The organism is Microcystis sp. LE19-131.1A, assembly GCF_027532015.1.
GTDB lineage: Bacteria > Cyanobacteriota > Cyanobacteriia > Cyanobacteriales > Microcystaceae > Microcystis > Microcystis ichthyoblabe_A.
This window is the reverse complement of record NZ_JAPZSS010000122.1, coordinates 55340-72328: the sequence shown is the minus strand read 5'-3', so window position 1 is coordinate 72328 and position 16989 is coordinate 55340. Positions and strand designations below refer to the sequence as shown.

The 16989-nt window shown below is 42.6% G+C and carries 19 protein-coding genes; 14 read left to right on the top strand and 5 right to left on the bottom strand.

The window, feature by feature from the left end; genetic code table 11:
* Nucleotides 1-281: 281 nt before the first annotated feature.
* Nucleotides 282-1049, bottom strand: a complete 768-nt coding sequence (locus tag O9323_RS10655) for a creatininase family protein (protein ID WP_288125078.1) — start codon at nt 1047-1049, stop codon at nt 282-284.
* 69 nt (nt 1050-1118) lie between these two features.
* Here O9323_RS10655 and O9323_RS10650 point away from each other — a divergent pair, with 69 nt between their 5' ends.
* The 3 genes from O9323_RS10650 (at nt 1119) to phoU (ending at nt 4011) form a co-directional block, all read left to right on the top strand.
* The gene (locus O9323_RS10650; RefSeq protein WP_002776120.1) at nt 1119-1874 is read left to right on the top strand and encodes a response regulator transcription factor; all 756 of its coding nucleotides are present in this window, start codon (nt 1119-1121) and stop codon (nt 1872-1874) included.
* A gap of 47 nt (nt 1875-1921) precedes the next feature.
* The gene (locus tag O9323_RS10645) at nt 1922-3223 is read left to right on the top strand and encodes a sensor histidine kinase (RefSeq protein ID WP_288125077.1); all 1302 of its coding nucleotides are present in this window, start codon (nt 1922-1924) and stop codon (nt 3221-3223) included.
* A 119-nt stretch (nt 3224-3342) separates the two neighbouring features.
* A complete protein-coding gene (phoU, locus tag O9323_RS10640; protein ID WP_288125076.1) occupies nt 3343-4011 on the top strand; it encodes a phosphate signaling complex protein PhoU in 669 nt (222 codons plus the stop codon).
* Nucleotides 4012-4059: 48 nt separating this feature from the next.
* On the opposite strand, the gene O9323_RS10635 is transcribed toward phoU, so the two are convergent.
* Complete coding sequence (locus O9323_RS10635) at nt 4060-4929, bottom strand: ABC transporter permease (RefSeq protein ID WP_288125075.1); 870 nt, start codon at nt 4927-4929, stop codon at nt 4060-4062.
* Nucleotides 4930-5222: 293 nt separating this feature from the next.
* Here O9323_RS10635 and O9323_RS10630 point away from each other — a divergent pair, with 293 nt between their 5' ends.
* The 8 genes from O9323_RS10630 (at nt 5223) to O9323_RS10595 (ending at nt 12602) form a co-directional block, all read left to right on the top strand.
* Nucleotides 5223-5699: an NAD(P)H-quinone oxidoreductase subunit N gene (locus tag O9323_RS10630; protein WP_002735370.1), complete on the top strand. Its 477-nt coding sequence runs from the start codon at nt 5223-5225 to the stop codon at nt 5697-5699.
* Between the two features lie 201 nt (nt 5700-5900).
* Nucleotides 5901-7343, top strand: a complete 1443-nt coding sequence (gene gltX, locus O9323_RS10625) for a glutamate--tRNA ligase (RefSeq protein WP_288125074.1) — start codon at nt 5901-5903, stop codon at nt 7341-7343.
* Nucleotides 7344-7595: 252 nt separating this feature from the next.
* Nucleotides 7596-8678 carry an ATP-dependent 6-phosphofructokinase gene (locus O9323_RS10620; protein ID WP_288125073.1) on the top strand — a complete coding sequence of 361 codons (1083 nt, stop codon included), beginning with the start codon at nt 7596-7598 and terminating at the stop codon, nt 8676-8678.
* A 234-nt stretch (nt 8679-8912) separates the two neighbouring features.
* Nucleotides 8913-9368 (top strand): DNA methyltransferase, encoded by a 456-nt coding sequence (locus tag O9323_RS10615; RefSeq protein ID WP_228051169.1) that lies wholly within the window; start codon nt 8913-8915, stop codon nt 9366-9368.
* Nucleotides 9369-9431: 63 nt separating this feature from the next.
* Entirely contained in the window at nt 9432-10325 is an 894-nt protein-coding gene (locus O9323_RS10610) for a hypothetical protein (RefSeq protein WP_262382175.1), read from the top strand.
* Nucleotides 10298-11296 (top strand): type II restriction endonuclease, encoded by a 999-nt coding sequence (locus tag O9323_RS10605; protein WP_193976932.1) that lies wholly within the window; start codon nt 10298-10300, stop codon nt 11294-11296. Before O9323_RS10610 ends, O9323_RS10605 begins: the two co-directional genes overlap by 28 nt.
* 798 nt (nt 11297-12094) lie before the next feature.
* Entirely contained in the window at nt 12095-12289 is a 195-nt protein-coding gene (locus O9323_RS10600) for a type II toxin-antitoxin system RelE/ParE family toxin (RefSeq protein WP_004157853.1), read from the top strand.
* Nucleotides 12290-12344: 55 nt separating this feature from the next.
* Nucleotides 12345-12602, top strand: coding sequence for a helix-turn-helix domain-containing protein (locus O9323_RS10595; RefSeq protein ID WP_004157852.1), 258 nt, complete (start codon nt 12345-12347; stop codon nt 12600-12602).
* Here O9323_RS10595 and O9323_RS10590 read toward each other — a convergent pair.
* The gene (locus tag O9323_RS10590) at nt 12562-13461 is read right to left on the bottom strand and encodes an ROK family protein (protein WP_004157851.1); all 900 of its coding nucleotides are present in this window, start codon (nt 13459-13461) and stop codon (nt 12562-12564) included. The two genes, O9323_RS10595 and O9323_RS10590, sit on opposite strands and share 41 nt — an antisense overlap.
* Nucleotides 13462-13650: 189 nt before the next feature.
* Between O9323_RS10590 and O9323_RS10585 the strand changes: the two genes are divergently transcribed.
* Genes O9323_RS10585 through O9323_RS10575 form a run of 3 tightly spaced genes read left to right on the top strand, consistent with a single transcriptional unit; the run spans nt 13651 to nt 15149 of the window.
* Entirely contained in the window at nt 13651-14142 is a 492-nt protein-coding gene (locus O9323_RS10585; protein ID WP_149106526.1) for a DUF29 domain-containing protein, read from the top strand.
* 13 nt (nt 14143-14155) lie between these two features.
* Complete coding sequence (locus O9323_RS10580; RefSeq protein ID WP_004157849.1) at nt 14156-14644, top strand: DUF29 domain-containing protein; 489 nt, start codon at nt 14156-14158, stop codon at nt 14642-14644.
* Nucleotides 14645-14657: 13 nt separating this feature from the next.
* Complete coding sequence (locus O9323_RS10575) at nt 14658-15149, top strand: DUF29 domain-containing protein (RefSeq protein ID WP_149106525.1); 492 nt, start codon at nt 14658-14660, stop codon at nt 15147-15149.
* Between the two features lie 9 nt (nt 15150-15158).
* Here O9323_RS10575 and O9323_RS10570 read toward each other — a convergent pair whose 3' ends face one another.
* Nucleotides 15159-15539 (bottom strand): DUF7682 family zinc-binding protein, encoded by a 381-nt coding sequence (locus O9323_RS10570; RefSeq protein WP_002747647.1) that lies wholly within the window; start codon nt 15537-15539, stop codon nt 15159-15161.
* A gap of 206 nt (nt 15540-15745) precedes the next feature.
* Nucleotides 15746-16798, bottom strand: coding sequence for a phosphotransferase enzyme family protein (locus O9323_RS10565; protein WP_288125072.1), 1053 nt, complete (start codon nt 16796-16798; stop codon nt 15746-15748).
* Nucleotides 16799-16989: the final 191 nt, after the last annotated feature.

Sequence of the window (16989 nt, the reverse complement as noted above, 5' to 3'; positions counted from 1 at the left end):
CGAAGGTTACATGATATCAGCCAGACTTGGAAACTATCTCATCAAATTAGTCCCCCCATAGAACCCCCTTGAGCCATCTTGCACACTTTTCTCTTTTTGTCAAATTTTATGTTAAGAAAGATGTGACTAATGGATAGCCTTAATAAGGGGGGCAGGGGGGATCGGCACCCCCCTTATCAAGGGGGGACTAAGGGGGGATCGAACCTAAAATCCATTTTTAATTTAATTATAACCAGCTACTTACTTAGGGTTACAGTTAAATTATTCCGGGTCTCGGTGGCTTAGTTACTAATCAACTCAGACACAGGACAAGAGAGCCATTCTAGATAAGTATTACTCAATTCTTTCACCGCTAATTCATAGAATCTCTGACCGTGTTCGGGAGTCGCTAAAGCAGGATTGGAACCCATACGACCATCGGGGTAATTTTGGCGAAAATTAGCCGCACCGTAAATATCATGACCAGAAGCCACTTTTTCGGATAAAAAGGCATTTTTAAGGCTCTCAGGGTAAAGATATTGAGTTAACGCCACTTCGCTCGGTGTAGCGTGGGAACCCTCCTGATCTCCATACAATTCTTTGGCTAAAAGATAAACTTCTCGCACCATAAACCAATTGGCCACTTGACATTTAACCTCATTTGTGTTAGGCAAATTGAGGGAATCCAAATGATAATAGGTTTCCGCAAAAGCGGCTTTTAGGGTGGCAATATTGCCCCCGTGACCATTAATAAAGAAAAATTGACGAAAACCAGCTCTAGCTAAACAAGTCACATAGTCGAGGATTACTTGAATCAAAGTGCTAGGACGAAGACTAATTGTACCGGGGAAAGCCGTGTGATGTAGGGCCATACCCACATTTAAGGTGGGTGCTACCATTGCTCGTACCTGTGTCCCTACTCCTTTAGCGATCGCCTCAGCACATAGAGCATCTGTACCAATAAGTCCCGTCGGCCCGTGTTGTTCCGTGGAACCAATAGGAATAATAATTCCCTGAGATTGTTCTAGATAGGATTCCACCTCTAACCAGGTGGATAACTGTAATAACATTCGGCTCTACCCCCCCGAGTGCAGGTTGACCAATTGAGATAAAATTAGGACGAATAATCAAGTATTTTTATGTTAACCCTTGACACCCCCCCCTTGTCGGCGAGTACGGATTTCGTTCCCAATCATCGGATTTTAATCGTTGAAGATGAAGAAGTGATTCGGGATATGATTATTTTGGCTTTGGAAGAAGAAGGTTACGAGGCGCTCGGTGTTAGTGATGGTCGCGCTGCTCTAGAATTGCTGCAAAGTCAAGAATCTAGTAATCACGGTGAATCTCGGTTTGATTTGGTCGTTTTGGATTTAATGCTACCCCAAATCAGTGGTCTTGATATCTGCCGTCTGTTGCGCTATCACGGCAATATTATCCCGATTTTAATCTTAAGTGCTAAGGCCAGCGAAACCGATCGAGTTTTGGGTTTAGAAGTGGGTGCCGATGATTATCTGACTAAACCCTTTAGTATGCGCGAATTAGTCGCTCGTTGTCGCGCTCTGATTCGTCGTCAAGGATTTACTTCCCTAGCTGCCGCTCCCGTGCGAAAATTCCGCGATGTTCTTCTTTATCCCCAGGAATGTCGGGTGACGGTGCGAGATGAAGAAATCAACCTTTCTCCTAAAGAATTCCGTCTCCTCGACCTATTTATGAGTTATCCGCGCCGAGTTTGGTCAAGAGAGCAGTTAATTGAACAAATTTGGGGGCCAGATTTTTTAGGAGATACCAAAACCGTCGATGTTCACATTCGCTGGTTACGCGAAAAACTGGAAATCGATCCCAGTCAACCAGAATACCTGATTACTGTACGCGGTTTCGGTTATCGTTTTGGCTAGGTGAGCGATTATATTTTCAAGTTTAGCGATCGCCGCTCGCGCAGACAATGACTATTTTCGCTTTTATTTTCGGAGTAGTTTTAGGTTTGAGTATTTGTTATTGGCAAGTCTCACGCTTAAATAGAGAGTTAAAGCGAACCCTAAGCGCTCTCTCGGATTCGGTGGATTTGTCGGCCTCTTTTCCCGTTACCTCCCTGGTGCGTCGAGAATTACAGTTTCTCTCCCAAAGTCTGCAAGAGCGAGAAAAGAGCTTAGAAATTCAGAAATCCTTGCTAGAACTAGCGCCGATCGCCTATCTTCATATAGATGCCGATAATCAACTGCTCTGGTGTAATCAACAGGCAATTACCCTCTTAAAACTCGATCGCTGGCAGCCAGATCAAGTGCGTCTGCTGCTGGAATTAGTGCGCTCCTACGAATTAGATCAATTAATTCAAGAAACTCGTCAAAAACAGAGTCCACAGGTGCAAACTTGGACTTTTTACCCGACTAATTATCCTGTCAACCCCATTAGCGATCGCCAAGTGATTGCTCCTAAATCGATTGCCTTGAAGGGTTACGGTTATCCCTTGCCAGAAGGTGAAATCGCTGTATTTATCGAAAATAGACAGTCTTTAGTCGAATTATCGCAAAATCGCGAGCGAGCTTTCTCTGACTTAACTCACGAGTTACGCACTCCCTTAACCTCCATTTCTCTCCTTACCGAAGCTTTACAAAAACGCCTCCAAGCTCCCGAAAGACGCTGGTTAGAACAAATGGGGAAAGAAGTGGAGCGTTTGAGTCAATTAGTCTGCGATTGGCTAGAAATCAGTGAATTACAAGCGGATGCGGGGCGATCTTTACAATACCAGATGATTAATCTAGAGGAATTAATCAGCGCTGCTTGGCAGACTGTCACCCCAATAGCCGCCCAAAAACAGATTAGCTTAGATTATTCCTCTCCGGTGGATTGGACGGTAGAAGTCGATCACTCTCGTCTGCTGCAGGTTTTCCTGAATCTCTTTGATAATGCCATTAAGTATAGTCCCGATCAGGGGAAAATTAGCCTAGAAATTCGAGAAATATCTGATACTATCGGGGAAAAATGGCTAAAAATTGACGTTATCGACAACGGTAAAGGATTTAACGAAGCGGATCTACCCTACGTTTTTGATCGGCTCTTTCGTGGTGATCCTTCCCGCACCCGTCAAAAACAAAGCACAAAGGATTATAGTACCGGTTTAGGTTTATCGATTGCCAAAGAGATTATTCAAGCCCATGGCGGTTCGATCGTCGCTCAAAATGATCCTAACACCGGCGGCGCTCGCCTACAAGTCACTCTCCCCCGTCAAAAAAAGGAGATGAGGTGATGGGTGTGGGGTGTGGGGAGAAAAAAATCTGTCAAGTTCTCTAGACAACTGTACAAAATCGAAAATTTTCTTGTTATCACTGTAGAGAAAGAGTAGTTTTATGTTAAGCGAATCCGACCGTGAGCCTATCCAAAGAAACCAATCATCCCGATCGCACCTATTTCGCTCGTTCTCTCCAGCGATTGGAACAGGATGTGCTGAGAATGGGAACCTTGGTCGAAGAATCCTTTCGTCTTAGCCATCAATCCCTTTTTGCTAGGGATTTAGAAATGGCGAAAAAAATCCCCCCCCTTGACAAGGAAATCGATCGCTACTATCGTCAAATCGAGTTAGATTGTGCCACCCTCATGACTCTACAGGCTCCCGTAGCCCAAGATTTGCGGCTTTTAAGTGCTTTTATGCAATTAGTGCGCGATTTGGAATGTATCGGCGATTATGCCAAGGATTTGGCGGAAATAGCACTCAAATTATTCGCCTACACTCCCCACGACTGTATGAGTGAGATCGAGGCTATGTCCCACCATGCTCAGTATATGTTAGCCACGAGCCTGGTTGCCCTGGCCGACCTCGATCAAGAAGCCGGTCCCAAGGTCAAAGAACTAGATAATACGGTCGATCGAGCCTATGATTATCTCTATCACACTCTCGCCCATCAAAGAGATATCAAGGGTGTGGTGGAACCAATCTTGCTGATGGCTTTACTAATCCGTCATCTGGAACGCATGGCCGATCACGCCACCAATATCGCCCAAAGGGTATCTTACATCGTTACCGGACAGAGAGGCTGAGGGTGCGGGTGTCCTGAGTTGATTTCTCTCGAACTCTGGCCCGCGCTTTTAGCGTTTACGACTCAGGGGGTTTAAAATTTCACTTAACCCCTCTCCCAAGAGGGATAAACCCACCACCATCGTGGTCATTGCTAATCCGGGGAATAAAGTGGTCCACCAGATACCTGTAGATAAATCCGCCAAAGCTTCCTTGAGATCATGACCCCATTCCGGCACTTCTTCCGGTAATCCTAAGCCTAAAAAGCCTAAACCGCCTAAAACAAGGATCGCATCCGCCGCGTTGAGGGTAAACAGAACCGGGACACTCTGGACGACATTAAAGAAAAGATATTTTGATAATATCCGGCCTGGACTAGCGCCGATCGCTCGTGCCGCTTCGATAAATAACTCATTTTTAACGCTGGCGGTTTGATTTCTGACCACGCGAAAATATTGAGGAATATAGGCAATACTAACAGCGATCGCTACATTGAGGATACCACGACCCAAAACGAAGGCGAGAGCCACCGATAATAATAACCCCGGCAAGGTGTAGAGGGTATCCATGAGAAAGAGGAGAACGCGATCGATCTTACCCCCCAAATAACCGCTAATTAACCCTAAAGGAACCCCGATGACTAAAGATAATCCTGTGGCCAAAAATACCACGGACAAGGCCGCTCGCGCCCCGAATAGGGTGCGGGAAAAGACATCATAACCGCGCACATTCGTCCCGAACCAATGGGCAGAACTGGGGGCTTGTAGGGGATAATTGCTTAAAATGTCGGTTGGATCCTGAATCAGGCCGATCGCTTGCAGAAGGGGCGAAAACAGGGCAATCAGGATAAAAATAATTGTCAATACCAACCCAACCCCTAGTAGTTTAGTGGTTAGGTTGGGTTTCAGAAAAGGATCGATCGGCAATTTAACAGGAGTCATCGACAAAATTTAGCCATTGCATAGAACGCTAATTGTACAAGAGCAGTGTTTTTTCAAACAGCCGGGGCCGAAACGACCATAAACCAGAGCAAGACTGCTAAAGCTAAAACAGTTAGTTTAATCAGGACATAAAGCAGTCCGTTGGGATAAAGGAGATCGTGAAACATATTGCCTCCTCGGGAGAGAGTAGCGATTGTCCCTCTCTATCTTTGATCCTAAGTCTTTTTCTGTTCACCTGACGCACAACTTAACAAAACGTGCGATTATAGGGAAAAAGATTTTTTTTACTAGCTATGGCATTACTGACCACAGGAAAACCATTTATTCGCGATCTGGAACAATACGGTGCTTTAGGCGTTTACGCACCCTTAGAAGGGGGTTACGAGGGACGCTATCAAAGACGTTTACGGGCCACCGGTTACAACGTCCTGCATATCACCGCTAGAGGTCTAGGGGATTTAAGTGCCTATCTTACCGGCATTCATGGAGTCCGTCCCCCCCATTTAGGTAAAAAAAATATTGGTCGGGAAGCAGCCGTGGGACCGGTTTATTTTATTCCTCCCATTGCTACCTATCAATTGGAAAATTTACCCCCCAAATCTAAAGGTTTAGTGATTTGGATTATTGAAAGTTTTGTTTTGTCCTCGGAAGAAAAACAATACTTAATTAATCTTAGTCAACAGGAACCCCGGTTAAAATTTGTCCTCGAATTGGGTGGGGAAAGATATTTCCGTTGGCAACCTTTGAGCAAATCTTTAGTCGCTGCCTAAATTACCGAAATAACAGGGTTATTGAAAGCTCTCCCCCTCAAACCCTCTCCCCAGAGAGGGAAACTTCATTTATTGAGAGTTTGTTGTTCCTCCCTCACCTTTTGGTAGCTATCCATTTAATTTTCTTAATTTTGCCAGTTGGCCTAGGGGAATTTGCCATAATATGGGATATCGTTGCCGCAAAAACCTAGGAGTTAGATCGTGACAGTTAGAGTTCGTATTGCCCCCAGTCCCACGGGAAATTTACACATTGGAACCGCACGCACAGCCGTGTTTAACTGGCTTTTTGCCCATCATCACCGGGGGAAATTTATCTTGCGCGTGGAAGATACAGATTTAGAACGTTCTCGACCAGAATATACGGAAAATATTCAAGCGGGCCTACAATGGTTAGGACTGAATTGGGATGAAGGTCCTTTTTTTCAAACTCAACGCCTTAATTATTATCGTCAAGCTATTCAAACCCTGCTCGATCGAGGTTTAGCCTATCGTTGTTATTGTACCCCGGAAGAATTGGAAAAAATGCGGGAAGAACAAAAAGCCCGTAATCTTGCCCCCCGTTACGATAATCGTCACCGTTATCTCACCCCCGAACAACAAGCTCAATTCGAGCAAGGGGGGAGAAAAGCAGTAATTCGTTTTATTATTGATGATGATCGAGAAATTATTTGGCAGGATTTAATCCGGGAAAAAGTTATCTGGAAAGGTAGTGATTTAGGTGGCGATATGGTGATCGCTCGTACCTCAGAAAATGCGGAGGAAAACTTCGGTCAGCCTCTCTATAATTTAGCGGTAGTTGTTGATGATATCGATATGGAAATTACCCATGTTATTCGTGGGGAAGATCACATCGCTAATACGGCTAAACAAATTCTTTTATACGAAGCTTTAGGGGCAAAAGTGCCAGAGTTTGCCCACAGTCCTTTGATCTTAAATCAGGAGGGTCGTAAGTTATCTAAACGGGATGGAGTCACTTCGATCGATGATTTCAGAAAACTGGGTTTTTTGCCGCAAGCTTTGGTTAATTACATGACTCTCCTCGGTTGGACTCCTCCCGATTCCACTGAAGAAATTTTTACCCTTGAAACGGCCGCTGAAGTGTTTAGTTTAGAACGGGTAAATAAAGCGGGGGCAAAATTTGACTGGACGAAATTGGATTGGATTAATAGTCAATATCTTCATCGTTTAACCGGTGAGGAATTAGTGCCTTTACTTCTCCCTTACTGGCAAGAAGCAGGGTATAATTTTGATGCTGAAACCGATCGAGCTTGGTTGATCGGTTTGGCTACTCTCATCGGTCCGAGTTTAACTCGTTTAAGCGATGCTGTCGCTGAAAGTCGCTTACTTTTAACCCCTGTGGCGAATTATAATCAGGAGGCTTTGAGTCAATTACAATTAGAGGGAGTTAAGGATATTATCAAGGATATTCTCGCCGCTATTACTCCCGATTTGACCGGAGAAGCTGCTAAGGGAATTGTGGAGACAACCACTAAAACCCATCGGGTTAAAAAAGGTCTGGTGATGAAGTCTCTACGCGCTGCTTTGATGGGGGAGTTACACGGTCCAGATTTAATGCAGTCTTGGCTACTTCTCAATCAAAAAGGTTGGGATCTATCCCGTCTTCAGCAAGCAGTAAATAGTTAAATTGATTGGCTATCAGTTATCAGAAAATTTCTTGTATATTAGGGTTGACAAATGCCCTAAGATTGCTATATACTTTCTAGTATAATGGGAATCCGTGTCGCCCTGCATACCCTGCTCGTGATCAATTACTGAGGGGATGGGGGCGAATTTTTCCCCTAGCTGTCAGGGACGATCTAGAAACTTTCTTAATTTTTAGGCATTATCCGCAACTTTTCCCTAAATATAGATTTGTTAATCTCCTGACAAAAACCTATGGGTGAAAAAAAACGAATTGGAATTCTCACCAGTGGTGGCGACTGTGCGGGTTTAAATGCCGCCATTCGTGCCGTTGTCCACCATGCCAGTGGCAATTACGGCTGGGAAGTGGTGGGTATTCGAGAAGCAACGAACGGATTAGTTAGCCGTCCCCCCAAAACCACGATCTTTGATATTGAAGGAGTCGATCGCCTGTTGGTGATGGGGGGAACAATTCTCGGTACTACCAATAAGGGGGATCCCTTCGCTTTCCCGATGCCGGATGGAACCCTGATCGATCGCTCTCAGGACATCATCGACGGCTATCATAGTCTGGGACTGGATGCCCTGATCGGCATCGGTGGCGATGGTAGTCTGGCGATTTTGCGCCGTATTGCCCAACAGGGAGGTATTAATCTGATTGGTATCCCCAAAACCATCGATAATGATGTGGGAGCTACAGAAGTCTCCATCGGCTTCGATACAGCTACTAATATCGCCACAGAAGCCCTCGATCGCCTCCATTTTACCGCCGCTAGTCATAACCGGGTGATGATTCTAGAAGTTATGGGTAGAGATGCCGGCCATATCGCCCTGGCTGCCGGTATTGCGGGGGGGGCCGATATCATTCTCATTCCCGAAATTCCCTACCGATTAGAGAAGGTCTGCGAGAAGATCCGGCAGCGGCAGCGTATGGATAAACAGTTTTCTCTGATTATTGTCTCCGAGGCTGTGCGTACCGAAACTGGCAATCGCCTAGTGCAAAAGGAAGCCCTAGGAGAAGATCGTCTCGGGGGTATCGGTCGCTATTTAGCCGAAGAAGTTGCCAGGGAAACCGGGGCCGAAACGAGAGTGACTTTCCTGGGCCACATTCAACGGGGGGGTATTCCTTCTCCGATGGATCGCTTACTGGGGGCGGCTTTTGGCGTGGCGGCCGTGGATCTGATCGCCAGGGGAGAATTCGATCGCATGGTGGCCTGGCAAAATCGGCAAGTGGTCAGTGTTCCCATTGAGGAGGCGATTAAAACCTATCGCATCGTCGATCCCGAAGAAACTTTAGTCAAAACCGCCAGGGGTTTGGGTATTTGTCTAGGGGATTGAGATTAAATCTAGGGGAATCGGTGCGAGAATTAACCCTTAAGTATGTAGGTGTTAAAAACGATCAGTTCCCCCCTTATCAAGGGGGGATTAAGGGGGGATCGAACCTAAAATCTATCTTCAATTTAATTATAACCAGCTACTTAAGTATCGCCCTTTCCCCACCGATTAAAATTACCCCTCAAATCAAGATAAACTCTGATAATTATTTTTCGGCAATTTTGCCAGTAAACCTAAATGATTAATAGTTCGGTTAATGTAGCAGAAAGATTGTTAGAAATCAACGATCTCGATCAAGAATTATTTAATTATTTTCAAGACAAATTACTTGATTCTGAGCAATTATCTCGTACCTTAGTGAGTTTTCAAGGTAATAAGAACCAACCAGTTTATCGCTGGTATAAATACAAAGAGGGTTTTTCCGTTGATCTGATAGTTTATCTTCTAGAAAAATATGGTATCAAACAAGGAAAAATACTAGACCCTTTCGCTGGCAGCGGAACAACTTTATTTGCGGCGGCAGCCAGGGGTTTATCAGCAGATGGAATAGAACTATTGCCGATTGGACAGGAATTAATTATTACTAGACAAATTTTAGAAAATGGCTTAAATAGTGATGATATACATCGTCTAGAGTATTGGTCTAACCATAGCCTTTGGCAACAGGTAGATTACAAAATTAAGTTATTATAATTACCAATTACTCAAGGAGCATATCCCCAAGAAAACCAGGCTTGTATAGAAAGTTACTTAGGGTTGATTGCCCAAGAGAATGAGCGAGTGCAAGCGATCTTAAAATTTGCCTTACTTTCTATTCTCGAATCAATTAGCTATACTAGAAAAGATGGTCAATACCTCCGTTGGGATTATCGTTCTGGTAAACAACAGGGCAAAAATATATTTGACAAAGGAAAAATTTTAGACTTTAAAATTGCCCTACATAGCAAGTTACGAGAAATTCTCGCAGATTTAGAGCCTAGTCAGCCACAATTGGAACTTTTTTCTAGAGATTATCCTCGGGGAAAAATTCAACTATATCAAGGTTCTTGTCTTGAGATTTTGCCAGAGATTTCGTCAGAAAAATACGATTCTATTATTACTTCTCCTCCTTATTGTAATCGCTATGATTATACTCGTATCTACGCTTTAGAATTGGCTCTGTTGGGAATAGATCAACTACAATTAAAACAATTACGTCAACAAATGCTTAGTTGCACTGTTGAAAATAAACCCAAAGAGTTACTAAAAATAAATGAACAATGGTCGCCAGCCATTGCCATAACTGATCGTCAAAAATTATTAGAAAGTGTCCTGGATTATTTAGAGGAATTAAAATCAAGCAAGTCCTTAAATAACCATGGTATTCCTCGGATGATTAGGGGGTATTTTCTGGAAATGTCTTGTCTAATTTATGAATGCTTTCGGGTTATGAAATCCTCTGGTATTTTTTGTATGATTAATGATAACGTTCGCTATGGGGGAGCTAGTATTTCTGTAGATTTAATTTTGTCAAAAATCGCCGAAGAAATTGGATTTAAAGTAGAAAATATTTTAGTAGTTCCTCAGGGAAAAGGTAATAGTAGTCAGCAAATGGGATCTCATGGTAGAGAATCTTTAAGAAAATGTATTTATGTGTGGAGAAAGCCTTAATGGAAAAACCCTATCTCTTGCATTTAAACCAAAGTTGTGATTTGGAGACTACCTATGAAGCTATCCGTTCAGGATTTATTGCTCTAGCCTTAGAAAAAAATCAGAGAGCTACTCCTTTAATTGCAGAAGCAAGAACCTTAAAAATTATTGCCCAAACCGTAAACAATCCTAGAGATTTACTAAACATCCCAGATATTCAAGCGGCTTTATTAACTGCATCGGGAATTTCTGATAAGGCTAAAAATTATTTACATCCCCAAGACAAGGTAGAAGCAATTCAAGAATTAATTGTCAATTTTCTGGAACCTGCGGGGACTAATTTTGTCGAGGAGTTAGTCTATAGATTTCTATTGATTCGGGGTGACACTTTAGGAGGAATAATGAGAAACGCGGGTGGCTCCTTAGCTCAAAGTAAATTTACTCGTTCTCTATTAGCAACTTTAAGAGTAGCAGGGATTGCTTATGATTGGCTCAATTCTAGTAATAATCAATGGAGAGCAGCTGAAGAAATGACACCTAATCTAGAAATCTTGGTTAGAGGTGTTAGCTGGTTAAATAACAGCCAACCAAGAATAATAATTTATAATGTCAATGTTCCCATTGTTAATAACAACAATATTGATTTGTGCCTTTTAAAATGTGATTCGACGCAATTAGCTAATCAAAAAATCAAAAAACAAACCTTACAATCTGCTGATTTATACATTGCTTTGGGAGAATTGAAAGGTGGGATTGATCCCGCAGGATCAGATGAACATTGGAAAACTGCTCGTACTGCTTTGCAGAGAATTGATGATGCTTTTAGAAAAATATCTAAGCATCCTTATACTTTTTTTATCGGCGCTGCTATTGAAACAAAAATGGCCAGGGAAATTTATCAGCAATTAGAGACGAAAAAACTCACCAATGCCGCTAACTTAACCAATGATAATCAACTGGTTTCAATTATGCGTTGGCTATGCCATCTTTAAGCTTAATTAATATCTAGAAAATCACCCCTCAAATAAAGAAGTTATTTCACCATTAAGATAACTGCTGTAATTAACTTACGTTATGGTATAGAATTACAATATTTATTAAATTTTACCCTATCGATCCAAAAAATCTTTTTTTACCACAATAAACTACTTTTGAGCAATTAATTAATAAAATTTAATAAGTAGAAGCACAGGCAAAAAATAAAACCCCCTCAACTAACTGAGTGAATTCGTTGAATTAACCGTAAAGCTTTGTAAAGCAACGCTCGCTTGAGCTTGAGTCGGAAAAAATAAAAAAGGAATGACTAGAGTAGAAATGGCGGCTAAGTTTTTGAGCATTCTAACTTCTCTTTTTTGCTAAATATTTTAAGTGCGATCGCCCTATAGCACCCAAGTAAAGCAACAACCCAACCCAGTACAGAAGGCAGATAGCAAAGTCATACACATTTACACCTAAATAACTGTATTAAAAGCTACAATTTAATAAATCTTTACATTTTTCTCCCTCATGGCTGACGCTAGTATCTGCGCTACTTCCTTGTCAGCATCAGGGTTTTCAGCGATTTTGGGATTTTCAGGATTATTGGATGACGATGTAAGATAATACACCACCAATGCCTGGCGATATGGAATCACTACACTCCGAAGGAAATGCGATCGCTAAAATATTGAAATGTTTCCTTAAACTGATTATTATATGAAAGAGATTGTTTTCTATCGTACCCAGTCAGGAGCCAGCCCCGTTGAAGATTTTTTAAATTCTCTGTCTGGAAAACAAGCTCAAAAAGTTGGGTGTTACGCTTAATTCAGGAGTTAGATTCTGTACCGAGTCAATACCTTAAAAAATTAGTAAATACTGATGATATTTGGGAAGTGAGAGTTCAGGTTGGCAATAATATATTCCGTCTGCTGGGCTTTTTTGGAGAAAATGATTTAATTATTTTAACGAACGGATTTGCCAAAAAGACTCAAAAAACACCATCCTAAGAGATTTATTTGGCAGAGCAACGAAAACGAGACTACTTAAACAGGAGATTCGACGATGAGTGATGTGGAACAATATATTAACAGAAGAAAACAAACTGACAGTCAATTTTGCCAAGGCTTCGAGTCTGGTTATCTCAGTTTCAAGCTGGGAGTTATATTAGCGCAGGCAAGAGAAGAAGCTGGACTGACCCAGGAAGAATTAGCGCGTAAGTTAAATTGGGATAAAGCAACAGTTTTCAACCTAGAAGAGAATGTGGAATCTGTCGGTATTTCTACTTTCTGGGAAGGTCGATTAATTGCCAAGCTAATTTAGCAGCCCCCACCATCCCGGCGCGATTACCTAACTCAGCCGTTAATACCTCTAATCCTTCTCTGGAACTAGGTAAAACCCGTCTTTCGATTTCTGTGAGGAGAGAGGGAAAGAAAAACTTAGCACTGGCACTAATACCGCCGCCGATAATTACCGCCTCTGGGGTGAGAACATAGAGTAAACTGGCGATACCAGCCCCCAGTAAACAACCGTAACCCTGCCAAAATTGTAAAGCCCCTTGATCGCCTTTTTCGGCCAATTCTGCCAATTGCTTCGGTTCTTTGCCAGTCATCCGGCGAATAGCTTGCAGGGAGGCGTACTGTTCCAAGGAACCCTGATTACCGCTATTGCACAATGGACCGTCAAAATTGAGGGTTATTAAGCCTAATTCTGCGGCCGTTCCCTTACTGCCCACAAATAAGTTACCATCGAGGATAATTGCCCCTCCTACTCCCGTTCCCAAGGTCAACAGGATCAAGTTTTGAAAGCGTTTGCCCGCTCCTAACCAAGCTTCTCCCAAACCGGCACAATTGGCATCATTGGCTAAAATTGTCGGCATTCCCGTACTTTCTTCTAACCAATCGGCCAGGGGAATATCCCGCCATCCTGCCAAATTAATCGCTATTTTGGCAATTCTTCCCTGAGCATCCGTCGGACCCGGCGCTCCCACACCGATGGCTTGACAACTTTTATCTAAATTTACTTGACAAATGCCTTGATGTATGGTAAGGGCGACTTCTTTGGGTGTAGCGGGTTGGGGAGTGGGCAAGGTGAGAGATTCGAGACAATTGCCCTCTTGGTCAAATTTACCAATTTTAATAGCGGTTCCACCTAAATCGACACCTATGACTGTTTTCACCATCGGGCTTTCCTTGTTACTCTGGGAATAGGTAGGTTTATTATCACTCTTTTTGGCGGTTTTTTTCGCAGTTAGATGTGATCGAGAGGATAATTCGGCTAAACTGGCAAAACTAGCTGATTGATTAGCCCCAAATTTCTTCTATAGTTTAGATACCTGCACCTTATTTCCTGATTTTTACCCATTTTAAAAATGATGAATATTACCATCCCCACTCTCTACGATAGCGATTATCAGCTTTGGTTAGAAAATACTATCAACCAATTGCGTCAAGGGGATTTTCAAGCGGTAGATTGGCAGAATTTATTAGAGGAGTTGGAAGATTTGGGAAAGAGTGAACGACGAGCATTAGAAAGTTTATTAACTCGACTTTTAGAACATTTACTGAAGTTAACTTACTGGCAATCCCAACGGGATTATAATCAAGCTGGATGGAAAGGGGAAATTAGAACCTTTCGGAAACAAATCAAGAAATTACTGAGAGATAGTCCCAGTCTCAAACCCTATTTATGCGAGATACTTGAGGAATGTTACAGCGATGCTCGGGAGATAATTATTGATATAACCCAATTAGATGCCAGTATTTTCCCTGGGGAAGTGTTAGCTAATCTAGAGGAGATTCTCGATGAAAATTGGCTGCCGGATTGGGAAGCTATCAGCAAGGATTCTGAACAGTGCAATTAAGGAGTAAAAAATCATGAATATTACCATCCCAAATCTTTACGATAGCGATTATCAACTTTGGTTAGAGTCCACTATCAACCAATTGCGTCGGGGGGATTTTCAATCGGTAGATTGGCAAAATTTATTAGAGGAGTTGGCAGATTTGGGGAAAAGTGAACGACGAGCATTAGAAAGTTTATTAACTCGACTTTTAGAACATTTACTGAAGTTAACTTACTGGCAATCCCAACGGGATTATAATCAAGCTGGATGGAAAAAAGAAATTCGCAATTTTCGGATTCAGATCAAAAAAATTCTTAAAGAGAGTCCCAGTTTAAAGCTCTATTTAAGAGAAATTTTGCAGGAATGTTATCTCGATGCTCGCAATCTGCTTATTGACGAAACCGAATTAGATGCTAGTATTTTCCCTCTGGAAGTGTTAGCTAATCTAGAGGAGATTCTCGATCAAAATTGGCTGCCGGATTGGGAAGCTATCAGCAAGGATTCTGAACAGTGCAATTAAGGAGTAAAAAATCATGAATATTACCATCCCAAATCTTTACGATAGCGATTATCAACTTTGGTTAGAAAACACTATCAACCAATTGCGTCGGGGGGATTTTCAAGCGGTAGATTGGCCGAATTTATTAGAGGAGTTAGCAGATTTGGGAAAAAATAATCGACGAGCGCTTAAGAGTCTCTTAACTCGACTTCTAGAACATTTACTGAAGTTAACCTACTGGCAATCCCAACGAGATTACAACCAAGCGGGATGGAAAAAAGAAATCAGGAATTTTCGCCTACAAATTGCTGATCTTTTAGCAGATAGTCCCAGTTTAAAGTCCTATTTAAGGGAAATTTTAGCAAAATGTTATCTCGATGCTCGCAATCTGCTTATTGACGAAACCGAATTAGATGCCAGTATTTTCCCCGGGGAATTGTTAGCTAATCTAGAGGAGATTCTCGATGAAAATTGGTTGCCGGATTGGGGAGATATAAACAGGGATAAATCTTCCGAGGTGAACTAAAGATTAGCTTCACCTACCCGGTTTACAGACATTATAGTCCTCGTGAGAGATCACCGCCTCTGGGACGAGAAGATTGCCGTGGTCGCGACAGATGAGGCGATAATTGCGGGTAACGGGGATACTGATAATAAAGCGATCGTGTCGCAATCGTTTACCGTGGAAATCTCGATAATTGCGGTGATTTTGCAATCCTTGCAGGATTTCCCTAGCTTTAAGTACCACATTTTTCGGTAATTCCCGCAGATCGATCGGATCCTGGGAAAAAGTGGCTTCCCAAGCATTTTTTTGACGTTTTCTTTCTTCCCAAGCGGCATCTAGTTGAGCGCAATGATGGCAGACTTGGCCATAACCCTTGTGACCACAGGGAAACTTCTTCTTTCTTCTGGACATAATACCATCTGTCTGTAAGGCTGTGAGAGACTATTCAAGAGCGGTAAAGCTTGCTTCACTTTTGGCAGATGGAGAAGAAAGTCTTTACCTAGTGATTATCTATACTTATCAGCATACAGGGATCGATACCTCGTTTGGCCATTGACCAGCCAGAAAGTTGATCTTGGTTAGTTAGGGACTGCTGTCACCAACAGGATTAAGGCTGCTTAGAATAATTCCCATTCTTGGGTTCTTAAACGTTTGAGAATAGCTAAACGGCTACTAAAATAATTAGCACAGAGACGACTATAATCGGTTAAACGCAGGTTATTTAAGCTAATTGACCAAGACCAAATATAGGCCGCTTGGGTGAGATACTGAAGACAAGATAATTCACCATCAGTTAAAGGCACTGTTTGATTGTAACCTTGGATAAAACTGTGGCGAATCTGGCGATTTAAGCCGGATTGTAGGGAAACTTGCAAAAATTTAGCGATATCAAAAACTCGCCAACCATAACCGCACTGATCGAAATCAAATAGGGTCATCTGATTATCAGGGGTGATATGTACATTACCACTATGAGGATCGCCCCAACAAATACTCCAATAGGGAGATTCTGTCGGTAATTTGGCGGTTTCTTCCTCTATTTCCCCAATGGTTTCTAAAACACAGTCTAGATCGCTCGGTCGTTGGTGCAGAAAAGGTGCGATAATTTGCAGGGAATCCTCGAGAAGATATTTGAGGTTGAGGGGATGACGATAGGCTAGGGGTTGAAAATCTGCCGTCACCCGATGTAAATTAGCTACGATCGCCCCTAAATGATAGGCTTGTTCTATATCTATATCCCCAATAGCAATTCCCCCAGGAGCATAGGGAAAGAGGACGGCGTAACGTTTCCCTTCCGGAGCATTAATTTCTAGGGATAAATCACCGTTTTTGCTGCGAATTGGCGCGGCGACGGGAACCTGAGAGCGATCGAGATAATCTAATAATTCTAACTCGAAGTCGATTTCCATTTTGCTGCGCCAATGGCAGTGAGATACGCGCAAAATGTAGGGAATTGTCAGGGTTTCGAGGAGATACACATCACTTAAACCCCGATGCCAAAATTGACAATTTTTCGGCATATCAATCTCGTAACGAGAAAAAACCAAATCTGCTAGGGCAGCGGGAGCCAGAGTGGAGTAGAGTGTGGGAAAAGTCCATTCTCCAGTGCGAAAATTGGCAGCGGGAGAACTAGAAGGCAGTAAATTGAGCGAAGCCAGAAAAGTCGTCACGGTTCCCTCCCGATGCAAGTGTGGACAACGCTCGCATCATCCTATTTTATAGGCCACATATATTACAAATCGGTTCGATCGCTCCGTATATTTCGCTACATTCCTCTGTAAGTTATCAGATTTGAGTTTTCAGCACCCACAGCAGTTATCTGAATGGTGAGATGGGAAGTTTTCGTTTTGGGGAGTCGGTC

Excerpts from the sequence above, each read along its gene's own strand:
- O9323_RS10655 (WP_288125078.1), bottom strand. The coding sequence starts at position 1,049 with ATGTTATTACAGTTATCCACCTGGTTAGAGGTGGAATCCTATCTAGAA.
- O9323_RS10650 (WP_002776120.1), top strand. The coding sequence starts at position 1,119 with ATGTTAACCCTTGACACCCCCCCCTTGTCGGCGAGTACGGATTTCGTT.
- O9323_RS10645 (WP_288125077.1), top strand. The coding sequence starts at position 1,922 with ATGACTATTTTCGCTTTTATTTTCGGAGTAGTTTTAGGTTTGAGTATT.
- O9323_RS10635 (WP_288125075.1), bottom strand. The coding sequence starts at position 4,929 with ATGACTCCTGTTAAATTGCCGATCGATCCTTTTCTGAAACCCAACCTA.
- O9323_RS10630 (WP_002735370.1), top strand. The coding sequence starts at position 5,223 with ATGGCATTACTGACCACAGGAAAACCATTTATTCGCGATCTGGAACAA.
- O9323_RS10620 (WP_288125073.1), top strand. The coding sequence starts at position 7,596 with ATGGGTGAAAAAAAACGAATTGGAATTCTCACCAGTGGTGGCGACTGT.
- O9323_RS10615 (WP_228051169.1), top strand. The coding sequence starts at position 8,913 with ATGATTAATAGTTCGGTTAATGTAGCAGAAAGATTGTTAGAAATCAAC.
- O9323_RS10605 (WP_193976932.1), top strand. The coding sequence starts at position 10,298 with ATGTATTTATGTGTGGAGAAAGCCTTAATGGAAAAACCCTATCTCTTG.
- O9323_RS10595 (WP_004157852.1), top strand. The coding sequence starts at position 12,345 with ATGAGTGATGTGGAACAATATATTAACAGAAGAAAACAAACTGACAGT.
- O9323_RS10590 (WP_004157851.1), bottom strand. The coding sequence starts at position 13,461 with ATGGTGAAAACAGTCATAGGTGTCGATTTAGGTGGAACCGCTATTAAA.
- O9323_RS10585 (WP_149106526.1), top strand. The coding sequence starts at position 13,651 with ATGATGAATATTACCATCCCCACTCTCTACGATAGCGATTATCAGCTT.
- O9323_RS10580 (WP_004157849.1), top strand. The coding sequence starts at position 14,156 with ATGAATATTACCATCCCAAATCTTTACGATAGCGATTATCAACTTTGG.
- O9323_RS10575 (WP_149106525.1), top strand. The coding sequence starts at position 14,658 with ATGAATATTACCATCCCAAATCTTTACGATAGCGATTATCAACTTTGG.
- O9323_RS10570 (WP_002747647.1), bottom strand. The coding sequence starts at position 15,539 with ATGTCCAGAAGAAAGAAGAAGTTTCCCTGTGGTCACAAGGGTTATGGC.